The sequence below is a fragment of the Pantoea sp. UBA4549 genome, from assembly GCF_002387285.1.
Classification (GTDB): domain Bacteria; phylum Pseudomonadota; class Gammaproteobacteria; order Enterobacterales; family Enterobacteriaceae; genus Pantoea; species Pantoea borealis.
On record NZ_DGLH01000009.1, the window covers coordinates 359550 to 384157 of the forward strand.

Genomic DNA, 24608 nt, shown 5'->3' on the forward strand with positions numbered 1-24608 from the left:
TGCGGGCGCCACGTTTCAGGGCTTAACCCGGTTCGGGCACGCTTCGCCTTTATCGAGCTGCTGCAGATTACCCAGCGTGGTTTCTGAAATGGCGGTCAGGGCCTCTGCGGTCAGAAATGCCTGATGTCCGGTAAACAGCACATTGTGGCAGGCCGAGAGGCGGCGAAAAATGTCGTCCTGAATAACGTCATTTGATTTGTCTTCAAAAAACAGGTCGCGTTCATTTTCATACACGTCCATGCCCAGCGATCCTATTTTCTGCTGTTTCAGTGCTTCAATGGCCGCCTGAGAATCGATCAGGCCACCGCGGCTGGTGTTAATGATCATCACGCCATCCTTCATTTCGCTGAACGCCTGCGCGTTAAGCATGTGATGATTTTCCGCCGTCATCGGGCAGTGCAGCGTAATAACATCCGAGCGGGAAAACAGCGTGTGCAAATCAACGTATTCTGCACCCAGTTCAAGCGCAGCGTCGCTCGGGTAGGGATCATAGGCCAGCAATTTCATGCCAAACCCTTTGAGGATGCGCAGCGTGGCCACACCAATTTTCCCGGTACCGACTACGCCTGCGGTTTTATTATGCATGTTGAAACCGGTCAGGCCATCAAGCGAAAAATTTGCGTCGCGGGTACGCTGATAAGCGCGGTGAATACGGCGGTTCAGGCTCATCATCATGCCAATCGTATGTTCCGCCACCGCTTCCGGGGAGTAGGCGGGGACGCGCACCACCTGCAGCCCCAGCTCTTCAGCAGCCTGAAGATCAACATTGTTGAATCCGGCACAGCGCAGCGCAATGTACTTCACGCCGGACGCCGCCAGCTCTTCCAGCACCGCTCTGCTGCCATCGTCATTCACAAAAATACAGACCGCGTCACATCCGGCAGCATTTTTTGCCGTATCTTCGCTGAGTAAAAAGTCAAAGAACACCAGCTCAAATCCATAACGGGCATTGACCTGCTCAAAGTATTTCTGGTCATAGTGTTTGGTGCTGTAAACCGCAACTTTCATTGTTTCGCTCCTGAAAAATGCCATGTCGGTATCATCAAAGGATAACGGTTTCTGCGCGACTTTGCTTTTCTTCACGCAGCAGGCCAGGCTAACACCTTCATTTGCGGATGATTACGTGCCATCATTTCTGCAGGAATATGCCAACAACAGGATAGTTACCCGCCATGACGCGTGGCCTCCGCCGACTACTTGCCGCCTTGCTGGCGCTGATTCTGCTACTGCTGGGCCTGCTGCTGACGCTGACGCAGTGGCTGCCGCGGCTGGCCGGCATCTGGCTGCCGGATGGAACGCGCATCGAAATTACCGGCAGACCTGGCTGGCATCAGGGCGCAGTGACGTTGCCGCAGCTGCGTTATCTCACGGGCGATTGTCCACTGGCTGAGATTGAGCAGGTGGCGCTGGGACGCTCACAGCAGCGCTGGCAGCTGAGTGCGCAGCGCGTCACGCTCAGCAGCACCTGCTGGCAGGCGCTGCCGCCGCAGCCGGCTTCAGCCGTTCCGCGCTCGCTGGCGGAATGGCAGCAGCGTTTACCGGGTGCTGATGTGCATATCGGCAGACTGGCCGTGCTGCCGTGGCAACACTACGCGGGTGAACTTGATCTTACGCTCTCACCTGAACAGCAGCGGCTGCGCTATCGGGGCGATAACCTCAGCCTGACCGCACAATTACAGGGCCAGACGCTAACGGTAGACTCATTAAAGTTACAACATACATTGCTATCACAACCACTGACGCTGCATGGCAGCCTCATGCTGCCCACGTTTGCTGATGGCTTACCAGAAACCGGCGCTCTGCAGAGTGAGCTGCGCGTGGCGCAGTGGCCTGAACCTCTGACGCTGAATCTGCAATGGCAGCAGCAGCAGGGCACGCTGATTGTTAAGGAGCAGGGCGATGAAATGCCGCTGCTGCAGCTTCCCTGGCAGAGCGATCGCGATACGTTTCGTATCACTGCCGGACGCTGGCGCTGGCCTCTTGCCAGCCAGACGCTGTCAGGCGGTGTGTCGCTGGCGCTGAAGGGCTGGCAACAGGGAATGGATAACCTGCGCGTGGAAGGACGACTGAATCTGCTGACGCAGGGACGCGGCGGTAAAGGCAACGTGGTGCTGAGCGTGGGGCCGGGTCCGCTTCACTTAACGGATAATGCGCTGCCGCTGCGTATTACCGGTGAGAGCAAGTTTGCTGATCTGCAGCTCTATGGCAGCCTGCCTGGCGAACTGCGTGGCGCACTCAGCACGCCCCGCGTGACGTTCCGGCCCGGCGCACTGCTGCGTCTGCGCGGCCAGCTGCTGGATATACTTGAGGTTGATGAGGCGCGCTGGCCGCTGGCGGGCGTCTCGCTCTCGTCACAGGGGATCGATGGCCGGCTGCAGGCGATCCTGACAGCCCATAATTATCGCTACGGTCACTTTACGCTGCACCTGGATGGCCAGGCGGCAGCCTTCTGGCCAGATCGCGGCAGCTGGCGCTGGCGCTACTGGGGCGACGGTAAACTGCAGCCGCTTAATGCCAACTGGGATGTGAAAGGAACCGGCAGCTGGCTGGATAAACGCATTACGCTGGATACGCTGAATACCGGTCTGGATCAGCTGGCCTGGGAAGCGGTACAGGTTGACCAGCCGCGTCTGCAGCTCACTGCGCCGCTGCGCTGGCAGCGGGATAACACGCAGCCCGGATTGACGGGCAGTTTTCGCCTTGATGCGGGTCAAACTCACTTCAGCTACGGCGGCTGGCTGCCACCGGCAGGGCTGACGTTTGATGTGAAAGGCCGCGATCCGGGGCAGTTTTTATGGCGCGGTGAACTGCGCGCTGAAGATATCGGTCCGCTGCGCGTACACGGGCGCTGGGATGGGGAGCGGTTACGCGGAGAAGCCTGGTGGCCGGCCCAATCGCTGCGTGTGTTTCAGCCGCTGCTCAGCAGCGATCTGAAGATGCGTATTAAGCGCGGTGAGCTGCGGGCGCAGATGGCGTTTTCAGCCGGGGCGGGACAGACGTTTCAGGCGGGCGGCTTTTTTGCTGTTCAGCAGGGCAGCCTGCAGCTGCCGGACAGTGACATCAACGGCATCGATTTTGCGCTGCCGTTTCGTTATCGTGCTCAGCAGTGGCAGCTGGGACGACGCGGACCGGTTTCACTGCGTATCCGTGAGGTTAACAACCAGTTTGCGCTGCAAAATATCACGGCCGATCTGCAGGGCTACTATCCGTGGCAGGAGAAAACGCCGCTCACCCTGAGTAACGTGACGCTCGATTTACTCGGCGGGCACGTCAGTATGCCGGTGCTACGTATGCCGCAGCGGGAGGCCGCCATAATCGCGCTGCGCCAGATCGATCTCAGCCGGCTGGTGACAGCACTGAAGCCCAAACAGTTTGCCATGTCGGGTAAGGTCAACGGTGAGCTGCCGCTATGGCTCACTAATCCGCAGTGGCTAATCAGGAATGGCTGGATTGCTAACAGCGGGCCGCTTACGTTTCGGCTGGATAAAGATACGGCAGACGCGATTGTAAAAGACAATGTCGCCGCCGGCGCGGCGCTTAGCTGGCTGCGCTATCTGGAGATTTCGCGCTCCTGGGCCACACTCGATCTGGATAATACCGGTAATCTGGTGATGCAGTCACAGGTCACCGGCGTCAGCCAGTTCAGTAACCGGCGCCAGACAATCAATCTTAACTATCGTCATCAGGAGAATCTGTTCCAGCTATGGCGCAGCCTGCGCTTTGGCGATAACTTACAATCCTGGGTGGAGCAGAATGCCACCCTGCCATCAAAGAAGGATCCCTGATGATGAGGTTAAGAGGTGCGCTGCTGGCAGGCAGCGTTGTGCTGGCAGGATGCGTACCGCGTATTGAAGTGGCCGCCCCTGATGCGCCGATTACGATTAATATGAACGTGAAAATTGAACATGAGATCCACATCAAGGTGGATAAAGATGTCGAGGCGCTGCTGCAGAACCAGAGCGGGCTGTTCTGATGGTCCGCAACCTAAAAATCCGCGCTGTTGCGCTGCTGCTGACGCTGCTCGCCGGACCCGCTCACGCGCTGACGCTGGATGAGGCGCGGCAGCAGGGGCGGGTCGGAGAAACGCTGAGTGGCTACGTTGCTGCACGGCAGCAGGATGAGGTGACGCTGGCGCTGGTCAGTCGTATCAATGAGGGACGCCGGAAAGCGTATCAGCACATTGCCGGGCAAAATCAGCTGACCACCAGTGACGTCGCGCGGATCGCCGGTGAGAAGCTGGTGAGCCGCGCCAGCGCAGGGGAATTTGTGCGCGGCATCAACGGCCAGTGGCTGCAGAAATAACCGGTGACGGGGAGCGTAACGGCTCTCCCGTCACCGCGCAGGGATTCAGAAAGGCGTGCTGCTGTAAGCGCTATGTCGCACTGCGGCGTAAACCTGCCAGCTCTGGCTGTCCTTCAAGCAGCGCGGCACACATTTCGTTTTGATCGAAGCTATGGCGTGTACCAAAAATCTTATCTTTGTCATTTTGTATATCATTAAACAGTTTTGAATAGGCGTCATCAACCATCCTCCGGGTTATTGACTGTACTGAGTTAGCACGCTGGCGCCCACTTAAGCTCTGCGAATTGCGACGTAAGGTTGCAGAGGTTTCGTTTTTACTTCCAATGTCTTCTTCCACCCGACTGACGCGCTGCTGCATAGTTGGCACGCCATATTTGATATTGTGCTCAATGGTGTTATTTTTTGATAGCGTGAAAAATTTGGCCTTAGCGCCTGAATTAACCGCATAGCGATTAGCCTGATCGCATAGCTTACGCAGATCAATTTCTTTGTTCTCTTTTCCTGCCTGAGTAATGATGTCATTTATAGCATTAAATATTAGCTCCTGTTTTGCTGCGTTATATAAAAAGAGAGCAGTGAAAGGGCTGTTATCATATGCATTAGTTAGTTCAATCATTGTTCCGCAGCCTTCTGATTTGGTTCTGGCGGTATTTTCAAATTTGGCTGATTTTTCGCTCTGTTGCTGCCGGTATGCATTTTTAAGTGATGAAATATAATTTTTTAATGATATCCAGCTTTTCGCAGATTGACTCTTTATCCGGCTCAGCAGCGAAGGCTGATTCTCAGGTGCGGAGCTTTTTTTATTATGAATAGCTGCAGGCTCAGGCTTTACCTCTGCCTGAGAACGCGCTGGCGAAGAGGTCAAAACTGATGAAGCTGGATGAGTTACAGGCTTATCCAGTGCATCAGCCTTTGACGAGGCTACAGATTGCCGAGCCGCAGCCTTTGGCATAGCTACAGCTATTGGGCTTAACGGAACAGGTTCATGGCGGGAAGCAGCAGCGGCCGGAGAGTAATTACCTGTACCCTTGAGTTCATTATTTACTGACAGCTGCTGAGAAACTTTTTTCTCATCTTTAACTGCAGATATTTCACGCATAATTCGGGCATCTTTTTTCAATTCCGGCCCGAAATTACTTATTTCTTTGATGAGGGTTTCATATTTCATAGCTTTATCTTTCACGCTATGAGCAGAGGTTACAATATCAAATCCTTTAGATGGGAAATTGCTTACATGTATATAGCATAACAGTAAAGTCATATTAATCTCCTGGTGGAGTGGTGTTTTTATTTTTCAAGGTAAGGTTTGTAACTAACTCTGGCTTACACCGCTGGAGTTAACGCCGGATTAATCCTGCCACGTTCCTCACGGAAAAACTTTTGTATTTCGATTTTATTGAAATTGCGCATGACGAGCGGGTGTGTTGATGAATTCAGACGAGTTGTCAATAACAGGATCAAAACCGTAAAGCTGAGGGAGAGAGCGAGGCTGCAGTGTAAATTAAAAAAGCGGGAAGCCGCCAGGAAGCATAGATATATTGACGTTAAAATAAAAAACCGGGCACTCAGGCCCGGTGAAAAACAAAGCAGAAAATTATTATTTTATTAATCAGGCAGAGACGCGCTGTTTAATCGCCTCTTTAGCATCAGCGGTGGCTTTGGTTGCCACTTCAGGACCGTAGGCAATACCTTCCGCGAAAACAAACTCAACGTCAGTGATGCCAATAAAGCCGAGGAACAGCTTCACGTACGGGGTCAGCAGATCGGTTGGGGTATCTTTGTGGATACCGCCACGGCTGCTCAGGATCACCGCGCGTTTGCCTTTAACCAGGCCTTCCGGACCCGCTTCGGTGTAGCGGAAGGTCACGCCCGCACGGGCAATCAGGTCAAAGTAATTTTTCAGCTGCGTCGGGATATTGAAATTGTACATCGGTGCCGCAATAACGATGGTGTCATGTGCCTGCAGCTCAGCAATCAGCACATCAGAGAGCGCCAGCGCCTCCTGCTGACGGGGAGAAAGCGGCGCATCTGAAGGACGCAGGGCACCCACCAGTTCACCATCCAGTACCGGTACCGGGTCGGCAGCCAGATCGCGTACGGTGACGTTGTCGCCGTTAGCGCGCGCTTCTTCAGCGTAAAAATCAGCCAGCTGGCCTGACTGTGAATAACCGGCAAGAATGCTGGATTTCAGAATTAATACGTGGCTCATAATAGGTTCCTGTGGGTTATGCGGCGGGCTTCCCGCTCAATGCGTCATACTCTACGGCGTTCACCGGCAGCGTAAAAGCGTAATAATTCGAGGCCGATGTTCGAATTAATTGAATAAGCCTGCCGGGGCGGCTCAGCCAGCAGGCTGAGAATATGCTATTATGGCGTCCGGTAATTGATTGAATCTGCCGGGAAAGCCTCCCGGCGCCGCGCGTGTTTGCGCCGTGCTGCACTAACAGGTAATCCATCTTTATGTCATCTTCCATTGAATCACCTTTAGCTCCACTCTGGGCCCGGCTTGATGCGCTGACGCTGCGCGATCGCCAGCGCCTGCAGCGACGTCTGCAGGGGGCGGCAAAGGTGAAAAACAGCGCCGCACAGCAGGCCATTGCCGCTGAGCTGGTGGACGAATTCAGCGCGGCTGAACAGCGCATCGCCCGGCGCGTGGCCGGCACACCGCGCATTACCTTTCCTGAGAATCTGCCGGTCAGCCAGAAGCAGCAGGCGATTTCAGACGCTATCCGCGATCACCAGGTCGTGATTGTTGCCGGTGAAACCGGATCGGGCAAAACCACCCAGCTGCCGAAAATCTGCCTGGCGCTGGGACGCGGCGTGAAAGGCCTTATCGGGCATACGCAGCCGCGTCGTCTGGCGGCGCGCACCGTGGCGAACCGCATCGCGGAAGAGCTGGAGACCTCGCCGGGAAGCACCATCGGCTATAAAGTCCGTTTTACCGATCAGGTCAGCGACAGCACGCAGGTCAAACTGATGACCGACGGTATTCTGCTGGCGGAGATCCAGCAGGATCGGCTGCTGCTGCAGTACGACACCATCATTATTGATGAGGCGCATGAGCGCAGCCTCAACATCGATTTTCTGCTGGGCTATCTGCGCGAGCTGCTGCCGCGTCGCCCCGATCTAAAAGTGATCATCACGTCTGCCACCATCGATCCGCAGCGCTTTTCGCGTCACTTTAACAACGCGCCGGTCATCGAAGTCTCAGGGCGAACTTACCCGGTGGAGGTGCGCTATCGGCCCATCGCGGAAGAGGCAGATGAGAGCGATCGCGATCAGCTGCAGGCTATTTTTGACGCCGTGGATGAGCTGGGGCAGGAGAGCCGCGGCGATATATTGATCTTCATGAGCGGTGAGCGTGAGATCCGCGACACGGCCGATGCGCTGATGAAACGCGATTTACCGCATACTGAGATCCTGCCGCTCTATGCACGTCTCTCCAATGCGGAACAGAATCGCGTGTTTCAGTCCCACAGCGGACGGCGCATTGTCCTGGCGACCAACGTAGCAGAGACCTCGCTCACCGTGCCCGGCATTAAATATGTCATCGATCCCGGTACCGCGCGAATCAGCCGCTACAGCTATCGCACCAAGGTACAGCGCCTGCCGATTGAGCCGGTTTCGCAGGCTTCGGCAAACCAGCGTAAAGGGCGCTGCGGCCGCGTGTCGGAAGGGATCTGTATCCGGCTCTATTCCGAGGATGATTTCCTCAGCCGGCCCGCCTTTACCGATCCGGAGATCCTGCGCACCAATCTCGCGTCGGTGATCCTGCAGATGACCGCCCTGGGACTGGGCGATATTGCGGCGTTCCCGTTTGTGGAAGCGCCTGACAAACGGAACATTCAGGACGGCGTGCGACTGCTGGAAGAGCTGGGCGCTATCACCCTCGATGAAAATGAGCACTACAGGCTGACGCCTTCCGGACGCACGCTGGCGCAGCTGCCGGTAGATCCGCGTCTGGCACGGATGGTGCTGGAGGCGCAGCGATTTGGCTGCGTGCGCGAGGTGATGATTATCGCAGCGGCGCTCTCCATTCAGGATCCGCGTGAGCGTCCGGTTGAGAAACAGCAGGCGTCCGATGAGAAGCATCGCCGCTTTGCAGATAAAGAGTCTGACTTCCTCGCCTTTGTAAACCTCTGGAATTACATCCAGGAGCAGCAGAAAGCGCTGTCGGGCAACCAGTTCCGTCGTCAGTGTAAGAGCGACTATCTCAACTATCTGCGCGTGCGCGAATGGCAGGATATCTACACGCAGCTGCGTCAGGTCGTGCGTGAACAGGGTATGCCCGTTAACAGCGAGCCGGCACCTTATCGTGAAGTGCACTGTGCGCTGCTCACCGGTCTGCTGTCGCATATCGGACAGAAAGATGCAGAGAAGCAGGAGTTTACCGGCGCGCGCAACGCCCGCTTTGCCATTTTCCCTGGCTCCGGCCTGTTTAAAAAGCCGCCGAAATGGACCGTGGTAGCGGAACTGGTGGAAACCAGCCGCCTGTGGGGCCGGGTGGCGGCACGCATCGATCCGGAGTGGATTGAGCCGCTCGCTCAGCATCTTATTAAGCGGAGCTACAGCGAACCGCACTGGGAGAAAGCGCAGGGCGCGGTGATGGCTACGGAAAAGGTGACGCTCTACGGGCTGCCGATTGTTCAGGCGCGTAAAGTGAATTACAGCCGTATCGATCCGCAGCTGAGCCGCGAGCTGTTTATTCGCCATGCGCTGGTTGAGGGCGACTGGCAGACGCGCCACGCCTTTTTCCGCACCAACCTGAAGCTGCGCAGTGAAGTGGAAGACCTGGAGCATAAATCACGGCGCCGTGACATTCTGGTTGATGACGAAACGCTGTTTGCGTTTTACGATCGCCGTCTGGGCAAAGAGGTGGTCTCAGCCCGTCACTTTGACAGCTGGTGGAAGCAGGCCAGTAAAGAGAATCCGGACCTGCTTAACTTTGACAAGCAGATGCTGATCAAAGAGGGGGCAGATAAAGTCAGCCAGCTCGACTACCCCAATGTCTGGCAGCAGGGCAACCTGAAGCTGCGGCTCACCTATCAGTTTGAGCCCGGTACCGATGCGGATGGCGTGACTGTGCATATCCCGCTGCCACTGCTGAATCAGGTGGAGGAAGCGGGGTTTGAGTGGCAGATCCCCGGCGTGCGGCGTGAACTGATCATCGCGCTGATTAAATCGCTGCCTAAACCGCTGCGCCGTAATTTTGTACCGGCGCCCAATTACGCTGAAGCATTTCTCGGTCGCGTCCAGCCGCTGGCGCAGCCGCTGCTGGACGCGCTGGAGCGTGAGTTCCGGCGCATGTCAGGCGTGACGATAGAGCGCGATGCCTGGCAGTGGGATCAGGTGCCCGATCACCTTAAAATGACGTTCCGCATTGTGGATGAGCACAACCGCAAGCTGCAGGAAGGGAAAGATCTGCATCAGCTGAAACAGGCGCTCAAAGGCAAAGTGCAGGAGACGCTGTCGAAGGTTGCTGATGATGGTCTGGAGCAGAGCGGCCTGCACATCTGGAGTTTTGGCGATCTGCCGCAGAGTTATGAGCAGAAGCGCGGCAGTTATCAGGTTAAAGCCTGGCCGGCGCTGGTGGATGAAAAAGAGAGCGTGGCGATCCGCCTGTTTGACAGTGAAGAGGAGCAGCAGAAGATGATGTGGCGCGGCCAGCGTCGCCTGCTGCTGCTGAACATTCCGTCACCGGTTAAATATCTGCATGAAAAACTGCCTAACAAAGCCAAGCTCGGGCTCTATTTTAATCCTTACGGCAAAGTGCTGGAGCTGATAGACGACTGTATCGCCTGCGGGGTAGATAAACTCATGGCGGAGGCGGGGGGTCCCGCCTGGCAGCAGCAGAATTTTGAGCAGCTGCGCGATAAAGTGCGGGCAGAGCTGAACGACACCGTGGTGACGATTGCGCAGCAGGTTGAGCAGATCCTGACCTGCGTGTTCAATATTAACAAGTTTCTGAAAGGCCGCGTGGATATGACGCTGGCGCTGGCGCTCGCAGATATCAAACAGCAGATGAGCGGTCTGGTCTATCGCGGATTTGTTACCGGCAATGGCTACGATCGGCTGGGTGATACGTTGCGCTACCTGCAGGGAATTGAGCGCCGTCTGGAGAAGCTGCCCGCCGATCCGCACAGCGATCGCGCCCGCATGCTGAAAGTACAGGCGGTGGAACAGGCGTGGAACGTCTGGCGCAGCAAGCTGCCGCCGCAGCGCCGGGATGATGCTGATGTAGTGGCGATCCGCTGGATGATTGAAGAGCTGCGCATCAGCTACTTTGCCCAGCAGCTGGGTACCCCGTATCCGGTTTCGGATAAGCGGGTGCTGCAGGCAATGGAGCAGCTAAGCTAGTTAATCAGGCGGTCAGCAGGGGCGCATCGCTGCGCGCCTGCTTACTCGGCCAGCTCTTCAAGCTTATCTTTAAATGAGGTCACGGCAATAGCCCGGTTATCAGCGCGATAGCGATCGGCCGGCGCCGGTGCCGAACTCTGCACGGCGATCAGCTGCCAGCCGTCATCTTTTTTCAGCAGCAGCGGTGAGCCGCTGTCGCCAGGCAGCGTATCACACTGGTGCGACAGCACCGCGCGCTGCGCCCAGCCGGTGACGGCACAGTCGCTGTGGGAATAGAGCGAGTCGAGATGATCGGCCGGATAACCCGCCTGGGTGACTTTGCGGCCGCTCTCTTTGAGCGCAGCGGTAAGATCGCTGCGTGAGCCATCAAACAGCGGGATCGGCACAATCCCTGAAGGGGGGTTGTGCAGGATCACCAGACCATAATCGTAAGGCGCGGCAGCAGACGGAACAATCCAGCCCTCACCATCAGCCTGCAGGCGACGCGCCAGCGATGGCTCAACCCGGGCATCAATATCGTGGATCTCGTAACGCCAGCCTTTTTCACCCGCCATAAAGCGCAGCGCAACCGGTTTGTCGAACCGGCCTGGCGGTGTCAGCAGACAGTGGCCGGCGGTCAGCGCCAGATGGGCAGAGATCAGCGTGGCGGTGCAGAGGTTGCCGCTTTCTGTCTCCAGCTGACCAATGGCATCCCACGGGGCAGCGGCCACGTCGCTGATGGCCTGGCGGTGGTCTTTACCAAAAAACAGCGTCTTGATCTCTTCGGGACTCAGCCCGTCTTCATCATCAGCGTGTGCCGTAAGGGTAAAGCTGAAAATACCAATAAATAACAGAATGGCCAGGCGCATAGTTCTCTCGACAGGGAGAATAAAAGGGAGTTTTTGTTATCACGCTTAGGCGATAACTATAGTCGGTGAGTGGTGAAAAAGGGAGAAATATTGGAGTAATCAGCGCGCTACAGCCATTAAATAAAAAAACTGGCTGCGACAATGCCACAGAGAATCATCACAAAGAGAATAATTTCGAAGCGATAGCGACGCACCATTTTTCGCTACTCCAGTAAATAAACACCCGGCATAACCGGGTGTTTTAAACAACGTGGTGTTGGCGCGAACTTATTTCGCTGATTTTTTCATTTTATGATGCTTTTTAGCCGCCTGCGCTTTCTGCGCAGCAGGTTTAGCTGACTTCATGTGGTGCTTTTTAGCCGCCTGCGCTTTCTGTGCAGCAGGTTTAGCGGATTTTACGTGGTGCTTTTTGGCCGCCTGCGCTTTCTGTGCAGCGGGCTGAGTTGATTTCTTGTGGTGCTTTTTAGCGGCCTGCGCTTTCTGTTCAGCAGGCTTGGTTGCTTTTTTATGATGCTTTTTCGCAGCCTGGGCTTTCTGCGCAGCAGCTTTATGTTTGTGATGCACCATTTTATGTTTAGCTGGCGCAGCGGTAGTGGAGCTGGTGGTGGCAGTTGCCGCCGGAGCAGCGGTTGTCTCAGCAGCAAAAGCAGCAGAAGAGAGACCCATAGCAGCGGCGATTACCAGTGCACATAATTTTTTCATCGCTTAATCCTCGGACTATTTTTCATATGTAGCCCACTGCGGGGCCGGTGAAAACACTATATGAAAAAGCGATTTCGCTTTCCGTGAGGGATTGGTATCGGCGTGTAACGGATTGTACAGTGCGGGAAAACGGCGGCCGGTGTAAGGCCGCCTGCGGGTTAATCGGCGAGGTAACGCTGCTCCAGGTGCTGACGGAAATAGTCCGGATTCAGCGCTTCACCGGTGGCATTGCGCAGCAGCTGTTCCGTCGGGAAGCGACTGCCGTGCTGCCAGATATTCTGTTGCAGCCAGTCAAATACCGGCTGCAGTTCGCCGTTCAGGATCAGCGTCTCCAGCTGCGGAATTGCACGCTTCACTGCCTGATAAAGCTGTGCCGCATACATCGCGCCCAGCGTGTAAGTCGGGAAGTAGCCGAACGCGCCGTCTGTCCAGTGGATATCCTGCATACAGCCATCGCGATAGTTACCACGGGTATCAATACCCAGCGACTGCTGCATTTTTTCATCCCACAGCGCCGGAATATCCTCGACCTCAATCTCACCCTCAATCAGTGCCCGTTCAATCTCGTAACGCAGAATAACGTGCGCCGGATAGCTCAGTTCATCGGCATCGACGCGGATAAAGCCGGGTTTGACGCGTTGCGCCAGGCGAATAAAGTTATGCGTCTCCAGCGCAGGCTGCTCTCCCATCAGGGCGATCACCTGCGGCTGGATATGCTGCAGAAAGGCGCGGCTGCGGCCCAGCTGCATCTCCATAAACAGACTCTGTGACTCATGAATGGCGGTGGAGCGCGCCAGGGCGACCGGCTGACCGCGCCACTGCTGCGGCAGATTCTGCTCGTAGCGCGCGTGCCCGGTTTCATGGATCACGCCCATCATGGCGCTGAGAAACTCGCTTTCGTTGTAGCGCGTGGTGATACGTACGTCGTCAGGCACGCCGCCGCAGAAAGGGTGAGCGCTGACATCCAGCCGGCCATGATTGAAATCGAAGCCGAGCAGCTTCATAACGCTCAGGCCCAGCTGCTTCTGCGACTCAACGGCAAACGGCCCCAGCGGCTGAAGCGGCGGCTGCGCCTGCTTCGCTACCGCCCGCTGCAGTAAATCCGGCAGCCAGCTTTTCAGTGCGCCAAACGTGGCGTCAAGCCGGGTGCTGGTCATGCCCGGTTCATACAGATCCAGCAGCGCGTCATAGCGCGACGTACCAGCCGCTGCAGCGCGCAGCTGCGCCTCTTCCCGGCTCAGCCGGACAACCTCTTTAAGATTAGTACTGAAGCCCTGCCAGTCATTCGCGGGGCGCTGCGATCGCCACGCATGTTCGCAGCGGGAGCCTGCCAGCGATTTTGCTTCGACCAGCGCGGCGGGAAGCAGCGTGGCCTGACGCCATGCACGCTGCATCTCAGCCACGTTCGCCTGCTCAACGTCGTTGAGTGACTCCTGCTCAGCCGCTGAGAAAAGTCCTTCCAGCGCCGGCGCGGTCAGCAGCTCATGCATAAAGACGCTGAGTTCAGCCAGCGCTTCGCCGCGCGCCTGACTGCCGCCGGGCGGCATGGTGGTCTGCATATCAACCCCGGCGATCGCACCGAGATGACCAAAACGGGAAAGGCGCTGAAACGTGCGGGTAAGTTCCTGATAAGCTGATGTCACAGCCAGATCTCCTTAAGCGGGTAAGCGGGGGGGTGTCTCCCGCAAGGGTAAATCAACCGGCCAGCAAAAGCGAACGCTGGCGCCGCCCAGCGGCGAGCTCTCAATCACCACCTGCCCCTGCAGCGCCTGGGCGATGGAGTGAACGATAGCCAGTCCGAGGCCACAGCCGCCGGTGGCGCGGTCGCGGCTGGGATCGAGACGGACAAACGGCTCAAACACCCGCTGGCGCTCGTCGGCCGGAATGCCGGGACCATCATCCTCTACCTGCAGAATGCCGGTCGTGCCGTCAAACCAGAGGCTGACGCGCAGCCGCTCGCTGGCGTAGCGCAACGCATTATTGACCAGATTATCCAGCACCCGCTCCATCAGCCGCATGTCGGCGCTGCCGGTATTTTGCAGCTGCGGAATATCCAGCGCGATCTGCGTGTGCGGTTGCATACTCTGCACATCAGCAATATAGAGCCGCAGCCACTGCGCCAGGTCGAACGACTGCAGATGCAGATCGACCCGCGGGCGGTCAAGCCGGGCATAGGTCAGCAGCTCTTCGATCAGGCTTTCCAGCTGACCCACGTCGCGATTCAGCGCAGCGGACTCCGCGTCCGTCAGATTTTCGCTCATCTCCAGCCGGTAGCGCAGGCGTACCAGCGGCGTGCGCAGCTCGTGGGCAATGCCATCAATCAGCTGTTTTTTACTGGCCACCAGCGTATTAATGTTCTCTGCCATCTGGTTAAACGCGACGCCGAGACTGTGAAGGCTGGAGGTGCTTTCAAAATGCGTGCGCACATCCAGCTCGCCGCGACCAAAGCGCTCTGCGGCTTTCTCCAGCCGCTGCATCTCCTGCCAGTGCGGGCGTAACCAGATAAATACCGGCAGCGCCAGCGACATCCCGATAAACGCCACCAGCGCAATATCCAGCAGCCGCATCTGATGCAGATAAAACAGGTAAGGGATCGGCCCGACGGAGAGCACGTAATGGCTGCGGGGAATATGCTGCAGAAAGGTGTATTGGTCGTCGAGCGCGACAATTTCTCCGGCGCGGAGCCGCTTCATATCGCGCTCATCAAGCTGATACTTACTCATAGGCTCGATATTCAGATCAAAGGAGAGATCGAGATCGAGACTGCGGATCGTTTTGTTCCAGTCGCGCGGCGGGATCTCGCGCAGCTCGCTGCGCATCAGAAACAGCGAGCTGGCCATCAGGTCGTTCATCGACTGCCGGCCAGCCCGCTCGGCGGTAAACTTATACACCAGGCCTACCAGCAGGGTCATCACCAGAAAGCAGACAAACAGCAGCAGGTAAAACTGGATAAAGAGCTTTCTCATCAGCTGCGGGTATCCCATGCCTGAGGCGCAAACAGATAGCCTTTATTGCGAATGGTTTTGATACGAAACGGCTCGGTTGCGCTGTCATGCAGCTTTTTACGCAGCCGTGAGATAGCCACATCAATACTGCGATCCATGCCGTCATAGCTGACGCCGCGCAGCGTCATCAGCAGCGCGTCGCGATCGAGGATCTCCCCGGCGTGGCTGGCCAGCTGCCACAGCAGATCGAAATCTGCGGTTGAAAGCGTAATATTCTCATCAAACAGCAGCACCTGACGGTTCAGCGCATCGATGGTCAGCGACCCAAACCGCAGTACCTTCTGCGACTGCTGCTGTGCCGGCGTGCTTTCCGGCTTGTTGACTACCGCCTGCCGCAGATGCAGACGCAGACGCGCCAGCAGCACGGCAGGGGGCGTGGTTTTGAGAATATAGTCATTCGCGCCCATCTCAAGCGCGAGAATGTGGTTCATATCGCTGTCGAGCGAGGTCAGCAGGACAACGGGCCCGCTCCAGTGCGCCCGCAGATCGCGACAGAGCGTCATGCCATCTTTACCCGGCAGCATGATATCCAGCAGTACCAAATCCGGCTGGACGTCAAGAATCGTTGCCTCAGCGCGATCGCCGCGCGTTTCGACAACCACGTCAATATCATGGCGACCCAGATAGGCAGCGATCAGCTCGCCGACTTCCGGCTCATCTTCAACATAGACAATTTTGTTCATAGGTAAGTGTGCTGAAAAAGAATGGCAGCAGCATAGCTTTTCCTGGTCCTGAGCACTACGCTACCGCACGAAATATCCCTGTCTTACTGGTATATACACCGTGAAATGTGCCATTATTAGCGGCGCGTTAAGGCGCAAGGTTCGGAACCGCATTGAAAAACAGGAGGAGTGCGAGGGTGTCTGATAAAGAGCTGGCTTCAGCCGGATACAGTGATCGCATCTGCTTCAATTACAGTGATTTTCTCTCCGCTTCCTGCAAAAAACGCTGGAGCTTTGTTGACGCCATTTACGGTGTCATGCCTATCTTTGGCATGGTGACCCGTAAGTCAGCGCACAGTTTACAGGCCAGCGACGATCACCTGAAAGAATTAGCGTTGCAAATCATTTCAACGCAGGTCAGCGATGAGATCAACATTGCCCGACTCATCACGCTGGCGGAACAGCAGCATATCAGCCGGTTTGATATCCAGCTGCCTTATCCGCTCTCTGCTGAACAGCTTGATGGTATTCACCATGAATACAGCAAACCGTTAAATCTTACACAGCAGAACGATCTGCTGTGCGTCTCCATTCCGGCACTCGCGCATTAATTACTGCGTGAGCTGCCACAGCGCGGGCAGCGATGCCGCCATCAACAGCACAATAGCAATGCGTTCCAGCTGCAGCAGCGGTTTATCACCGCGTCCGCCCCGGCGCGCGTAGAGAAACAGCAGCAGTCCCGGTGCGTAAAGCACCACTGAGAGCAGCAGATGCAGCGGGCCTGAGGCATACAGCAGCCAGAGGCCATACAGTGTGGCACCCAGCCCGATGCTCATCGCCAGCGGCTTCTGCTGACCCCGCACTACCTTCATCAGGTAGAGTCCTACCAGCAGATAAGGCACCAGAATCATCTCTGAGGCGATAGTCAGCAGGGTGTTGTAATCGGCACCGGTAAACGCGATGGCGATAAGACAAACCTGTACGCTGCCGTTAGTCAGCCACAGCGACGCTGCCGGTGAATTGTGGCGGTTCTGCCGGGCAAGACTGCGCGGGAAGGCCCCCTGCTGAGCGGCGATAAACGGCACTTCGGCCGCCATGATCGTCCAGCTGAGATAGGCGCCGCAGACCGAGACGATCAGACCGGCGGCTATCACCGCATCCCCCCAGTTTCCCAGCAGATGCGTCATCAGACCGGCCATCGACGGGTTGCGCAGCTGCGCCAGTTCAGCGCGCGGGATCACGCCCAGCGAGAGCAGCGTGACCAGCAGATACACCAGTAGCGCAGCCAGCACCGCCAGCAGCGTAGCGCGTCCCACATCCTGTTTATTGCGCGCGCGCGCCGATACCACAACGGCACCCTCAACGCCGATAAATACCCAAAGCGTGATAAGCATGGTCTGTTTAATCTGCTGCCACAGCGGCTGACCCAGTTCAGCACCGCTGAAATCAAACCTGAACCGGTCATAGTTAAAGGCCAGCAGCGCCAGCACCACAAACAGCAGCAGTGGCACCAGCTTGCCGAGCGTCGCCAGCATATTAATGCTCGCGGCGGTCTGTACGCCGCGCAGCACCAGCCAGTGCACCAGCCAGAGCAGCACCGAAGCGCCCAGCATCGCCTGCCAGGTGTTACCGTCGCCAAACACCACGTGCTGCGGCGTGTCGGTGAAAAAGCTCAGGGCGGAGAACACAATCACCAGATAGGAGACGTTGGCGATCACCGCGCAGAGCCAGTAGCCCCACGCCGAACAGAATCCCGTCAGCTCACCAAATCCGGCGCGGGCATAGGTAAAGATACCGCCGTCGAGATCCGGTCTGAGTCGCGTCAGCAGCAGCATCGCCAGCGAGAGAAAAATAATACCCACACCGGTGATGAGCCAGCCAATAAGCAGCGCCGCCGGACCCGCGACCGCCGCCATATTCTGCGGCAGGCTGAATACGCCCGCGCCAAGCATGGAACTGAGCACCAGAGCCGTCAGCGCGCTAAGACCTAATTTTTTATCCAAAATGCCATTCCTGAACAGCAGAGTATGCTGGGTCGTGAACGTTCCGTAGAAGTGTAGTGCACTATTATGTGCCGATTAAAACGGAATCCCCTGAAAACAGGCGGCCGATTTTACGAGGAGCAGCGGGGGATGGCAATGCAAGAGTATGCAGATTTGCGCAGGAACTATGCAAACAGCAGGGCAGCCAGGCTGCCCTGCTGCGACATTATTTAAACAGATCGGCGGTAACGGTAAGATTGCCACCGCTCTGGTTCTGCCACTGGCGCGTAATGTGGTAGTACTTCGCGCCTTTCGCAATAGCGCGCTTGCCTACGGCCTCTGAAATCTCAACAGGCGTGCCGAAGTGATCGGAGAAGGTGATAGTATCAAACGGCTGCATCTGCGCAGCGGTAATCGCATTGACTTCCTGCACGCTGCGGCCGTCAGACTGCTTCACCGTATAGCGCTTGCCGGTTGAGCTCTGCGTTTCAAAGAAGCGACCCACGTTCGTACTCGGCGTATCAGATGAGGCAACGCCCGGCAGCGCGACGCGCGACGCGGCGGCGCCACCCGCAGCCAGCGCGGCTTTTCCGGCTTCGGAATCGGCCGGAATGGAGTTTGACGTATCCTGCACAATGCGCGCTTTGGCATCGGCTTTGTAGACATAAGCCGTTACGTACTGATTACCGCCGTTATTGGCATCGACCTGACGCACAATAAAGAATGAGGCAGCGCCTTTTTTCTGTGCGGCTCTGGAGATAGCATCATTGACCGCCGGCTGGCTGGAGAAGAAACCACTGACTGAAACGGTGTCGAACGGTTCAAGACGGTAGGCTTCCGCTTTTGGCAACTCTTTAACGCCATTGATCACGCGATACTGCGTTTCAGTCGACGCTTTAACAGCGTCAGCTTTGTATAAATCAGCGGTGACGCGCCAGTTGCCGCCGTTACCGTTGGTGTCATTGATGCCCTGAACGTAAAACGAGTCAGCGCCTTTCTCATCTGCCGCTTTCGAGACTGCGCTGGTGGCGTCACCGATTGCGTTGAAACGGCCGTTGATATTAATACGTTCGAATGGTTTCAGGCCGGCCGCTTGTTCCGGCGTCAGCTCTTTGGCAGCAAACGCGTTAGCTGCCAGCAGCGATAACAGAGTAGACGCCAGAATGGTGTTCTTCAGCTTCATAAAAATGATCCTTCGCCTTACGCAAAATGAGTACGAAAACGTGCTGGACTCTTGATGTATAACAGATTAGCCGCTGATTATTGCATGTAATAATCAGCCTGTCTCAGCCAATTTAGCGTGAATGCCGTATGGATGCATGTCTCTTTTACCGGCAATATTTTTGATGAAAATCGCGGACGCGTCTGTGATGCAGTTTAGCGCGTGTCCCGCTCAGGCTACGCGCTGGTCTGTTTAGAATGTTGGTGTAGCAGGGCGGTCGTCATAATGCAGGGGCGCCGCAGCGCCCGTTACTGTTAATCCTCTTCATCTTCCTCATCATCGCGGTCGACCGGCGATCTGAAATCATCCGGCTTGATCGCCAGCAAATCACAGCGCAGATGGTCGATAACCTGCTCAGCCGTATTGCCAAGAAAGGCCGCCGAGAGGCCGGTTCGGCCAATCGTACCGAGCACGACAATACCGGCATCCAGCTGTGAAGCGATATCGGGGATCACCTCTTCCGGCAGGCCCTTAGCGACGTGAGTGAACTCTTCCCCGATGGAGAACTTCTGTCGCAGCGCCTTCATCGCCACCAGATGCTGACCGCGGATAGCGTCGTTATAGACGCTGGGATCAAAGTCGGGCAGCTCAATCGCGATATTAATTGGCGTAACCGGGTAGGCACCAACAAGATGAACTTCGGTATGATTCACCATTTCCGCCAGACGCACTGTTTCGCGGATCAGTTTCTGATTCAGCTCATCGTGATGCGGCTCTTCGCTGGCGAGGTTTACCGCGACTACCGCTTTAGCGCCTTCCGGCCACGGCTGATCTTTTACCATCCATACCGGGCAGGGACATTTACGCAGTAAATGCCAGTCAGTGGGGGTAAAAATAACCGACTCCAGCCGGTCATGCTGATGGGCCATTTTCAGCACCAGATCGTGATTGTGCGCCAGTACTTCCTGAATAATTGCTTCAAAAGGGCGGTTATGCCAGACCACTTTAATTTCAATATCCACACCCGCATCCAGATAGGCCTGAGCCTGCTCACGGATCCATTCGGTGCGCTGGCTGATTACCCCTTTACGCATATTTGTGCGCTCATCGGGCGAAAGCAGGGTGGTCATTTCATAGGAGAAATCATAGATAGGCAGAAAAGCTTTGATTTTTCCGCCAATGCGTTGATTCAGATAAACCGCACGCCGCAGCGCCGGCTGATCATCCTGCTGGGGATCGATCGCGACCAGAACATGTTGGTAACGGGACATAGCGCACTCTCCTTAAACCAAAGCCATTTGGAATAAAGATAGCCTAAGTTCCGGGCGCGCAGAAGTGGAAAAGGTGTAGCCGGATCAATAAAATAACAATTACTGACCCGGCAATGCATCAGGCGGGTTGAGCGGCCTGACCCGCCAGCTCAGAGAGCAGGGCGTGATCCTCAATAGTGATATATTTGCCTTTAACGGCCAGCATGCCGCTTTTTTGAAAACGACCCAGCAGACGACTGATGGTTTCAACCGTCAGTCCCAGATAGTTACCAATATCACCACGCGTCATGGTCAGCCGGAACTCGCGCTGTGAAAAGCCACGCTGTCCAAAGCGCCGCGAGAGATTCCAGATAAAGGCGGCCAGACGCTCTTCAGCATTTTTCCTGGAGAGGAGCATGATCATATCCTGGTCACCTTTGATCTCACCGCTCATCAGGCGCATCATTTGCTGACGCAGGGCCGGCATTTTACCTGACAGATCGTCCAGCGTCTCAAAAGGGATTTCACAGACCATGGCGGTTTCCAGCGCCTGCGCAAAGCCCGGATGACGGGCGCTGACGATGGCATCAAATCCCACCAGATCGCCCGCCAGATGAAAGCCGGTGATCTGCTCGTCACCCTGTTCCGTAATGGTATAACTCTTGATAGTGCCGGAGCGTATGGCATACAGCGACTTCAGCTCGTCGCCCGCCTTGAATAACATCTGGCCTTTCTGAATCGGCTTTTTACGTTCGATGATGTTATCCAGCTGATCAAGCTCATGCTCATTCAGTGTGAAAGGAATACACAACTGGCTGATGCTGCAATCCTGACAGTGGATCGCACATCCGCCAGACTGAATACGTCGAATGCTGCGTTTATCCTGGATCATATCTGTACGCTCGATGATTATTGACTGTCATCAATTTTACCATTTTTCTTCCTGCTGTGAATGCGCGCAGGCTGGATCTGGCACAAAAACCTTACAAAAACTGGGTATTCGCCTGCCTGATTTTACCCGCGCGACGCAATTGCACCTGATGTCTGCTGTTCAGACCTTTTACCCTGCACGGCAACCTTTGCTATTCTTCAGTTTTATCAGTATGCCGCGCGCATATGCTTAATCGGGTATGGGAAAACATGATGAACCTTGATGATGAAGACCTGTTCCGCGATGCCATGGGTGATGTCACGCCCCTGAAAGATTGTGCCAATACGCAATGGCTGCGCGCACCTTCAACGAAAGCGCCACGGGCTGTGCCGCCGGAAAGTGCAGATAACTTTCTCACGCGCGGTTTTCTGGAGATCGTTCCGCTCACATCGCCGCTGGAATACCGGGCAGAAGGTATTCAGCAGGGCGTACTGGATAAAGTGCGCCTGGGCAAATATCCGCTGGAGGCCAGCCTGAACCTGCTGCGTCAGCCGGTGGAGACCTGCCGCCAGTCACTGTTTAGTTTTATGCAGGAAGCACACAGACAGGGATTACGTAATCTGCTGATTATTCATGGTAAAGGACGTAATGATGAGTCGCATGCCAACATTGTGCGCAGCTATCTGGCGCGCTGGCTGCAGCAGTTTGACGACGTGCAGAGCTTCTGTACCGCACAGCCGCAGCACGGCGGTGCGGGCGCACTTTACGTCAGTTTGCGCAAAACGGAGCAGGCGCGACTCGACAACCGCGAGCGGCACGCCAAGCGCAGCCGCTAATGGTGAAATTTGCGGATAGTGGCAATCAGCACCTCGGCACTGAGGCTGAGCGGATAGCCACTGCGGGTGATAATACCCACCGGTTCACCGGGGCCGGGTGAGACGAGCGGCAGTGCCTGCAGGGCGTGATGTTCAAGATCTTCCTTTACCGCACCAGAAGGGACAAACCAGACATAGTCGTAGCGCAGGGCCAGCTGGCGGGCAAGGGAGGTCGAAGAGGTTTCAACGCAGTCCGGAGGTAAACTGCAGCTCTGCTCATCCAGCATGTGCTGAGCGATACGCCGTGGTGCCGTGCCTTCCGGCGAGATAACCACCGGCCACTGCATGGCGCGGGATAGGGTGACGTTGTCACTTAACAGCGGGTGCTCCGGCCTGACCACCAGCTTCAGCGACTCCAGAAACAGCAGCTCATAGCTTAAACCCGCCATCATCTCACTGCTTGCCATGCGGCCAATGCCGACATCAAATTCACCGGCGCGCAGCCCGGCCAGCAGCACGTTGTTGTGCAGCGTAGCCACCTGCACAGTGGTGTTTGGCTGCTGCTCATGAAAGCGGTCCAGGATCTGCGGTAGCATGCCCATTGCCGCCGTGGTGAGCGCGCCCAGCCGGATAATAACCGGCCGTCCCGGTGCCGGTGCATTAAAGCTCTGTGCAGCATGGTTCAGCGCATCCAGCACTTTAACTGCATAAACCAGAAACTGTTCGCCCGCCGTGGTCAGCTGCGCACCTGAACGTCCGCGATCCAGCAGGCGCGTACCTGCCAGTTCCTCAAGCTCATTCAGCGTTTTGGAGAGTGCCGGCTGGCTCAGGCTGAGCGTCTCTGCAGCGCGCCCCAGCGTTCCCTGTTGCGCGACAGCCACAAAAGCGTGCAGGTGGCGCAGACGAATGCGCTGGCTGAAAACCATATTTTTATCCATGTGGTCAACGTAATCCGTAAGGGCTGGCGAGAGCAACCAGCAAAAATGCGTTCTGTTAACTTAATTGCAAAATGAATTTAACAAAAGTCTTTTCATCGGCGCCCTGTCCTGAGCTGTTGTTTTTACGCTCTGCCACCCTCAGAATAGAGATCGCCCTCTGCAAAAGCATTTCTTATCAGAGGGTTAAATTGTTCTGCCTCTGGACGGATCTTGTTAGATGTAAAAAAATTGTGCGAAGCAGGGTTAACGATGGGCTATCATATTCGCCATTTTTTTTACCAAAATTGATGACCTTTTTGCTGAACAGCAGGAGTTATACCGTGACCAGCGCCGAAGCCGTAGATGTCCGCCAGTTAATCAACCGTCATGCGCTGAGCCGCTGGCAGAAACGGCTTATCGCGCTCTGTTTTGTCATTGTTGCGCTGGACGGTATGGATATTGCGCTGATGGGATTCATTGCGCCAGCGCTAAAAGCCAGCTGGGGCGTAACGAATCATCAGCTGGGCATGGTGATCAGCGCCGCGTTGATTGGTCTGGCACTGGGAGCGATGGTGGCCGGGCCGCTGGCCGATCGCTACGGGCGACGCATCATGATCCTGCTAAGCGTGCTCTTTTTTGGACTCTGGACATTGGCCACCGCACTGGCGCAGAACGCAGAGCAGATGATGCTGTTTCGCTTCCTCACCGGGCTGGGACTTGGTGCCGCCATGCCTAACGTCGGGACGCTGGTGGCGGAATATGCACCCGAACGTCGCCGATCGTTTATCATTACTGTGGTATTTTGCGGTTTCACCTTTGGCGCAGCGGCGGGAGGATTCGCGGCGTCCTGGCTGCTGCCGCGTTATAGCTGGCACGCGGTATTACTGATGGGCGGTGTTCTGCCGCTGCTGGTGCTGCCCTGGCTGATGTGCGGCCTGCCGGAATCGGTGCGCTTTCTGATTCATCAGCGCGCGCCGGCGGCACGTATACACGCGATCGTTGACCGCATGCTGCCCGGAGAGGTGGCGCCAGGCAGCCACTATCACGCCAGTGAGGGGATTACTGTGCGGCGTGGCGCGATAGCCACAGTAGTATCAGACTCTTATCTGTTTGGCAGCCTGATGCTCTGGGGCGGCTACTTTATGGGGCTGTTTCTGGTCTACCTCATTGGCAGCTGGCTGCCGTCGCTGATTAACACGCTGGGGATGTCGTTGACTGAGGCCGCAATTGTCACCGCCATGTATCAGGCCGGCGGCACGCTGGGCTCGCTGTTTGCCGGCTGGCTGATGGACCGCATGAACGCCAGTCTCGCGCTGGCGGCGATCTACTTCTGCGGTGGCATTGCGATTGTTGCACTGGGCTTCTCTCCGGCCCAGGTTGGATTAATGAGCGCCATCGCGTTCTGTAGCGGTTTCTGCTTTAACGGCGCCAATACCGGAATGAACGCGCTCTCTGCACACTTCTATCCCACGCATGCCCGCGCAACCGGCTCAAGCTGGATGCATGGCGTTGGCCGTATTGGTGCGATTCTCAGCGCGTTTGCCGGCGCAGAGTTGCTCGCGCTGGGCTGGGCATTCAGCCAGATTTTCCTGCTGCTGGCGATACCGGCCGCGCTGACAACCCTGATGCTGGTGCTCAAATACCGCGTTGCTGACCCGAAACCCGGCGCGGAGTGACAGGGCGATCACACTTCAGGGAAAATTTTACCTGCGCTGCGTGCCTTGATTTAGAGTAA

At 56.3% G+C, this 24608-nt stretch carries 21 protein-coding genes; 7 read left to right on the forward strand and 14 right to left on the reverse strand.

Annotation, left to right across the window (positions count from 1 at the left end; all coding sequences use genetic code 11):
• Positions 1–15 precede the first annotated feature (15 nt).
• Complete coding sequence (locus B3041_RS08445; protein WP_065649306.1) at positions 16–1008, reverse strand: 2-hydroxyacid dehydrogenase; 993 nt, start codon at positions 1006–1008, stop codon at positions 16–18.
• 164 nt (positions 1009–1172) lie between these two features.
• Between B3041_RS08445 and B3041_RS08450 the strand changes: the two genes are divergently transcribed.
• Genes B3041_RS08450 through B3041_RS08460 form a run of 3 tightly spaced genes read left to right on the forward strand, consistent with a single transcriptional unit; the run spans position 1173 to position 4302 of the window.
• Positions 1173–3785: a YdbH family protein gene (locus B3041_RS08450; RefSeq protein WP_292971376.1), complete on the forward strand. Its 2613-nt coding sequence runs from the start codon at positions 1173–1175 to the stop codon at positions 3783–3785.
• 2 nt (positions 3786–3787) lie between these two features.
• Positions 3788–3973, forward strand: a complete 186-nt coding sequence (locus B3041_RS08455; protein WP_039385947.1) for a YnbE family lipoprotein — start codon at positions 3788–3790, stop codon at positions 3971–3973.
• Positions 3973–4302 carry a YdbL family protein gene (locus B3041_RS08460; RefSeq protein WP_065649308.1) on the forward strand — a complete coding sequence of 110 codons (330 nt, stop codon included), beginning with the start codon at positions 3973–3975 and terminating at the stop codon, positions 4300–4302. The genes B3041_RS08455 and B3041_RS08460 overlap by 1 nt, the downstream gene beginning before the upstream one ends.
• 70 nt (positions 4303–4372) lie before the next feature.
• On the opposite strand, the gene B3041_RS08465 is transcribed toward B3041_RS08460, so the two are convergent.
• The 3 genes from B3041_RS08465 to B3041_RS08475 form a co-directional block, all read right to left on the reverse strand.
• Complete coding sequence (locus tag B3041_RS08465; RefSeq protein ID WP_292971384.1) at positions 4373–5563, reverse strand: hypothetical protein; 1191 nt, start codon at positions 5561–5563, stop codon at positions 4373–4375.
• 348 nt (positions 5564–5911) lie between these two features.
• A complete protein-coding gene (azoR, locus tag B3041_RS08470) occupies positions 5912–6511 on the reverse strand; it encodes an FMN-dependent NADH-azoreductase (RefSeq protein WP_292971387.1) in 600 nt (199 codons plus the stop codon).
• 16 nt (positions 6512–6527) lie between these two features.
• Complete coding sequence (locus B3041_RS08475; protein ID WP_292971390.1) at positions 6528–6776, reverse strand: hypothetical protein; 249 nt, start codon at positions 6774–6776, stop codon at positions 6528–6530.
• Between B3041_RS08475 and hrpA the strand changes: the two genes are divergently transcribed.
• Complete coding sequence (hrpA, locus tag B3041_RS08480; protein ID WP_292971393.1) at positions 6763–10659, forward strand: ATP-dependent RNA helicase HrpA; 3897 nt, start codon at positions 6763–6765, stop codon at positions 10657–10659. The genes B3041_RS08475 and hrpA overlap by 14 nt on opposite strands.
• Before the next feature lie 41 nt (positions 10660–10700).
• Here the strand turns inward: hrpA and B3041_RS08485 are convergent, their stop codons facing one another.
• From B3041_RS08485 to rstA, 5 genes are all read right to left on the reverse strand, one after another.
• The gene (locus tag B3041_RS08485; protein WP_292971396.1) at positions 10701–11507 is read right to left on the reverse strand and encodes a trypsin-like serine peptidase; all 807 of its coding nucleotides are present in this window, start codon (positions 11505–11507) and stop codon (positions 10701–10703) included.
• Between the two features lie 267 nt (positions 11508–11774).
• A complete protein-coding gene (gene asr, locus B3041_RS08490; RefSeq protein ID WP_065649313.1) occupies positions 11775–12209 on the reverse strand; it encodes an acid resistance repetitive basic protein Asr in 435 nt (144 codons plus the stop codon).
• 158 nt (positions 12210–12367) lie between these two features.
• Positions 12368–13852, reverse strand: coding sequence for a carboxypeptidase M32 (locus tag B3041_RS08495; protein ID WP_065649314.1), 1485 nt, complete (start codon positions 13850–13852; stop codon positions 12368–12370).
• A 12-nt stretch (positions 13853–13864) separates the two neighbouring features.
• On the reverse strand, positions 13865–15175 hold the full coding sequence (gene rstB / locus B3041_RS08500) for a two-component system sensor histidine kinase RstB (RefSeq protein ID WP_065650468.1): 1311 nt from the start codon (positions 15173–15175) through the stop codon (positions 13865–13867).
• Complete coding sequence (rstA, locus tag B3041_RS08505; protein ID WP_065649315.1) at positions 15175–15897, reverse strand: two-component system response regulator RstA; 723 nt, start codon at positions 15895–15897, stop codon at positions 15175–15177. The genes rstB and rstA overlap by 1 nt, the downstream gene beginning before the upstream one ends.
• Positions 15898–16073: 176 nt before the next feature.
• Between rstA and B3041_RS08510 the strand changes: the two genes are divergently transcribed.
• A complete protein-coding gene (locus B3041_RS08510) occupies positions 16074–16487 on the forward strand; it encodes a hypothetical protein (protein ID WP_065649316.1) in 414 nt (137 codons plus the stop codon).
• Here the strand turns inward: B3041_RS08510 and B3041_RS08515 are convergent, their stop codons facing one another.
• The 4 genes from B3041_RS08515 to B3041_RS08530 form a co-directional block, all read right to left on the reverse strand.
• Positions 16488–17879: a basic amino acid/polyamine antiporter gene (locus B3041_RS08515; protein WP_065649317.1), complete on the reverse strand. Its 1392-nt coding sequence runs from the start codon at positions 17877–17879 to the stop codon at positions 16488–16490.
• Between the two features lie 205 nt (positions 17880–18084).
• The gene (gene ydgH, locus B3041_RS08520) at positions 18085–19041 is read right to left on the reverse strand and encodes a DUF1471 family protein YdgH (protein ID WP_065649318.1); all 957 of its coding nucleotides are present in this window, start codon (positions 19039–19041) and stop codon (positions 18085–18087) included.
• A 293-nt stretch (positions 19042–19334) separates the two neighbouring features.
• On the reverse strand, positions 19335–20291 hold the full coding sequence (uspE, locus tag B3041_RS08525) for a universal stress protein UspE (protein ID WP_065649319.1): 957 nt from the start codon (positions 20289–20291) through the stop codon (positions 19335–19337).
• A gap of 118 nt (positions 20292–20409) precedes the next feature.
• Positions 20410–21162: an FNR family transcription factor gene (locus B3041_RS08530; protein WP_065649320.1), complete on the reverse strand. Its 753-nt coding sequence runs from the start codon at positions 21160–21162 to the stop codon at positions 20410–20412.
• Between the two features lie 251 nt (positions 21163–21413).
• Here B3041_RS08530 and smrA point away from each other — a divergent pair, with 251 nt between their 5' ends.
• On the forward strand, positions 21414–21977 hold the full coding sequence (gene smrA / locus B3041_RS08535) for a DNA endonuclease SmrA (protein WP_292972420.1): 564 nt from the start codon (positions 21414–21416) through the stop codon (positions 21975–21977).
• Here the strand turns inward: smrA and B3041_RS08540 are convergent.
• Complete coding sequence (locus tag B3041_RS08540; RefSeq protein WP_065649322.1) at positions 21974–22894, reverse strand: LysR substrate-binding domain-containing protein; 921 nt, start codon at positions 22892–22894, stop codon at positions 21974–21976. The two genes, smrA and B3041_RS08540, sit on opposite strands and share 4 nt — an antisense overlap.
• 320 nt (positions 22895–23214) lie before the next feature.
• Here B3041_RS08540 and B3041_RS08545 point away from each other — a divergent pair, with 320 nt between their 5' ends.
• Positions 23215–24549 (forward strand): MFS transporter, encoded by a 1335-nt coding sequence (locus B3041_RS08545; RefSeq protein WP_065649323.1) that lies wholly within the window; start codon positions 23215–23217, stop codon positions 24547–24549.
• The last annotated feature ends 59 nt before the right edge of the window (positions 24550–24608 follow it).

Bases quoted from the DNA above. Each gene is read 5' to 3' on its own strand.
- hrpA (WP_292971393.1), top strand. From the start codon at position 6,763: ATGTCATCTTCCATTGAATCACCTTTAGCTCCACTCTGGGCCCGGCTT.
- B3041_RS08485 (WP_292971396.1), bottom strand. From the start codon at position 11,507: ATGCGCCTGGCCATTCTGTTATTTATTGGTATTTTCAGCTTTACCCTT.
- B3041_RS08530 (WP_065649320.1), bottom strand. From the start codon at position 21,162: ATGATCCAGGATAAACGCAGCATTCGACGTATTCAGTCTGGCGGATGT.
- B3041_RS08460 (WP_065649308.1), top strand. From the start codon at position 3,973: ATGGTCCGCAACCTAAAAATCCGCGCTGTTGCGCTGCTGCTGACGCTG.
- B3041_RS08445 (WP_065649306.1), bottom strand. From the start codon at position 1,008: ATGAAAGTTGCGGTTTACAGCACCAAACACTATGACCAGAAATACTTT.
- rstB (WP_065650468.1), bottom strand. From the start codon at position 15,175: ATGAGAAAGCTCTTTATCCAGTTTTACCTGCTGCTGTTTGTCTGCTTT.
- B3041_RS08450 (WP_292971376.1), top strand. From the start codon at position 1,173: ATGACGCGTGGCCTCCGCCGACTACTTGCCGCCTTGCTGGCGCTGATT.
- ydgH (WP_065649318.1), bottom strand. From the start codon at position 19,041: ATGAAGCTGAAGAACACCATTCTGGCGTCTACTCTGTTATCGCTGCTG.
- B3041_RS08475 (WP_292971390.1), bottom strand. From the start codon at position 6,776: ATGGAAGATGACATAAAGATGGATTACCTGTTAGTGCAGCACGGCGCA.
- rstA (WP_065649315.1), bottom strand. From the start codon at position 15,897: ATGAACAAAATTGTCTATGTTGAAGATGAGCCGGAAGTCGGCGAGCTG.
- B3041_RS08540 (WP_065649322.1), bottom strand. From the start codon at position 22,894: ATGGATAAAAATATGGTTTTCAGCCAGCGCATTCGTCTGCGCCACCTG.
- B3041_RS08465 (WP_292971384.1), bottom strand. From the start codon at position 5,563: ATGACTTTACTGTTATGCTATATACATGTAAGCAATTTCCCATCTAAA.
- uspE (WP_065649319.1), bottom strand. From the start codon at position 20,291: ATGTCCCGTTACCAACATGTTCTGGTCGCGATCGATCCCCAGCAGGAT.
- azoR (WP_292971387.1), bottom strand. From the start codon at position 6,511: ATGAGCCACGTATTAATTCTGAAATCCAGCATTCTTGCCGGTTATTCA.
- B3041_RS08455 (WP_039385947.1), top strand. From the start codon at position 3,788: ATGAGGTTAAGAGGTGCGCTGCTGGCAGGCAGCGTTGTGCTGGCAGGA.
- asr (WP_065649313.1), bottom strand. From the start codon at position 12,209: ATGAAAAAATTATGTGCACTGGTAATCGCCGCTGCTATGGGTCTCTCT.
- smrA (WP_292972420.1), top strand. From the start codon at position 21,414: ATGAACCTTGATGATGAAGACCTGTTCCGCGATGCCATGGGTGATGTC.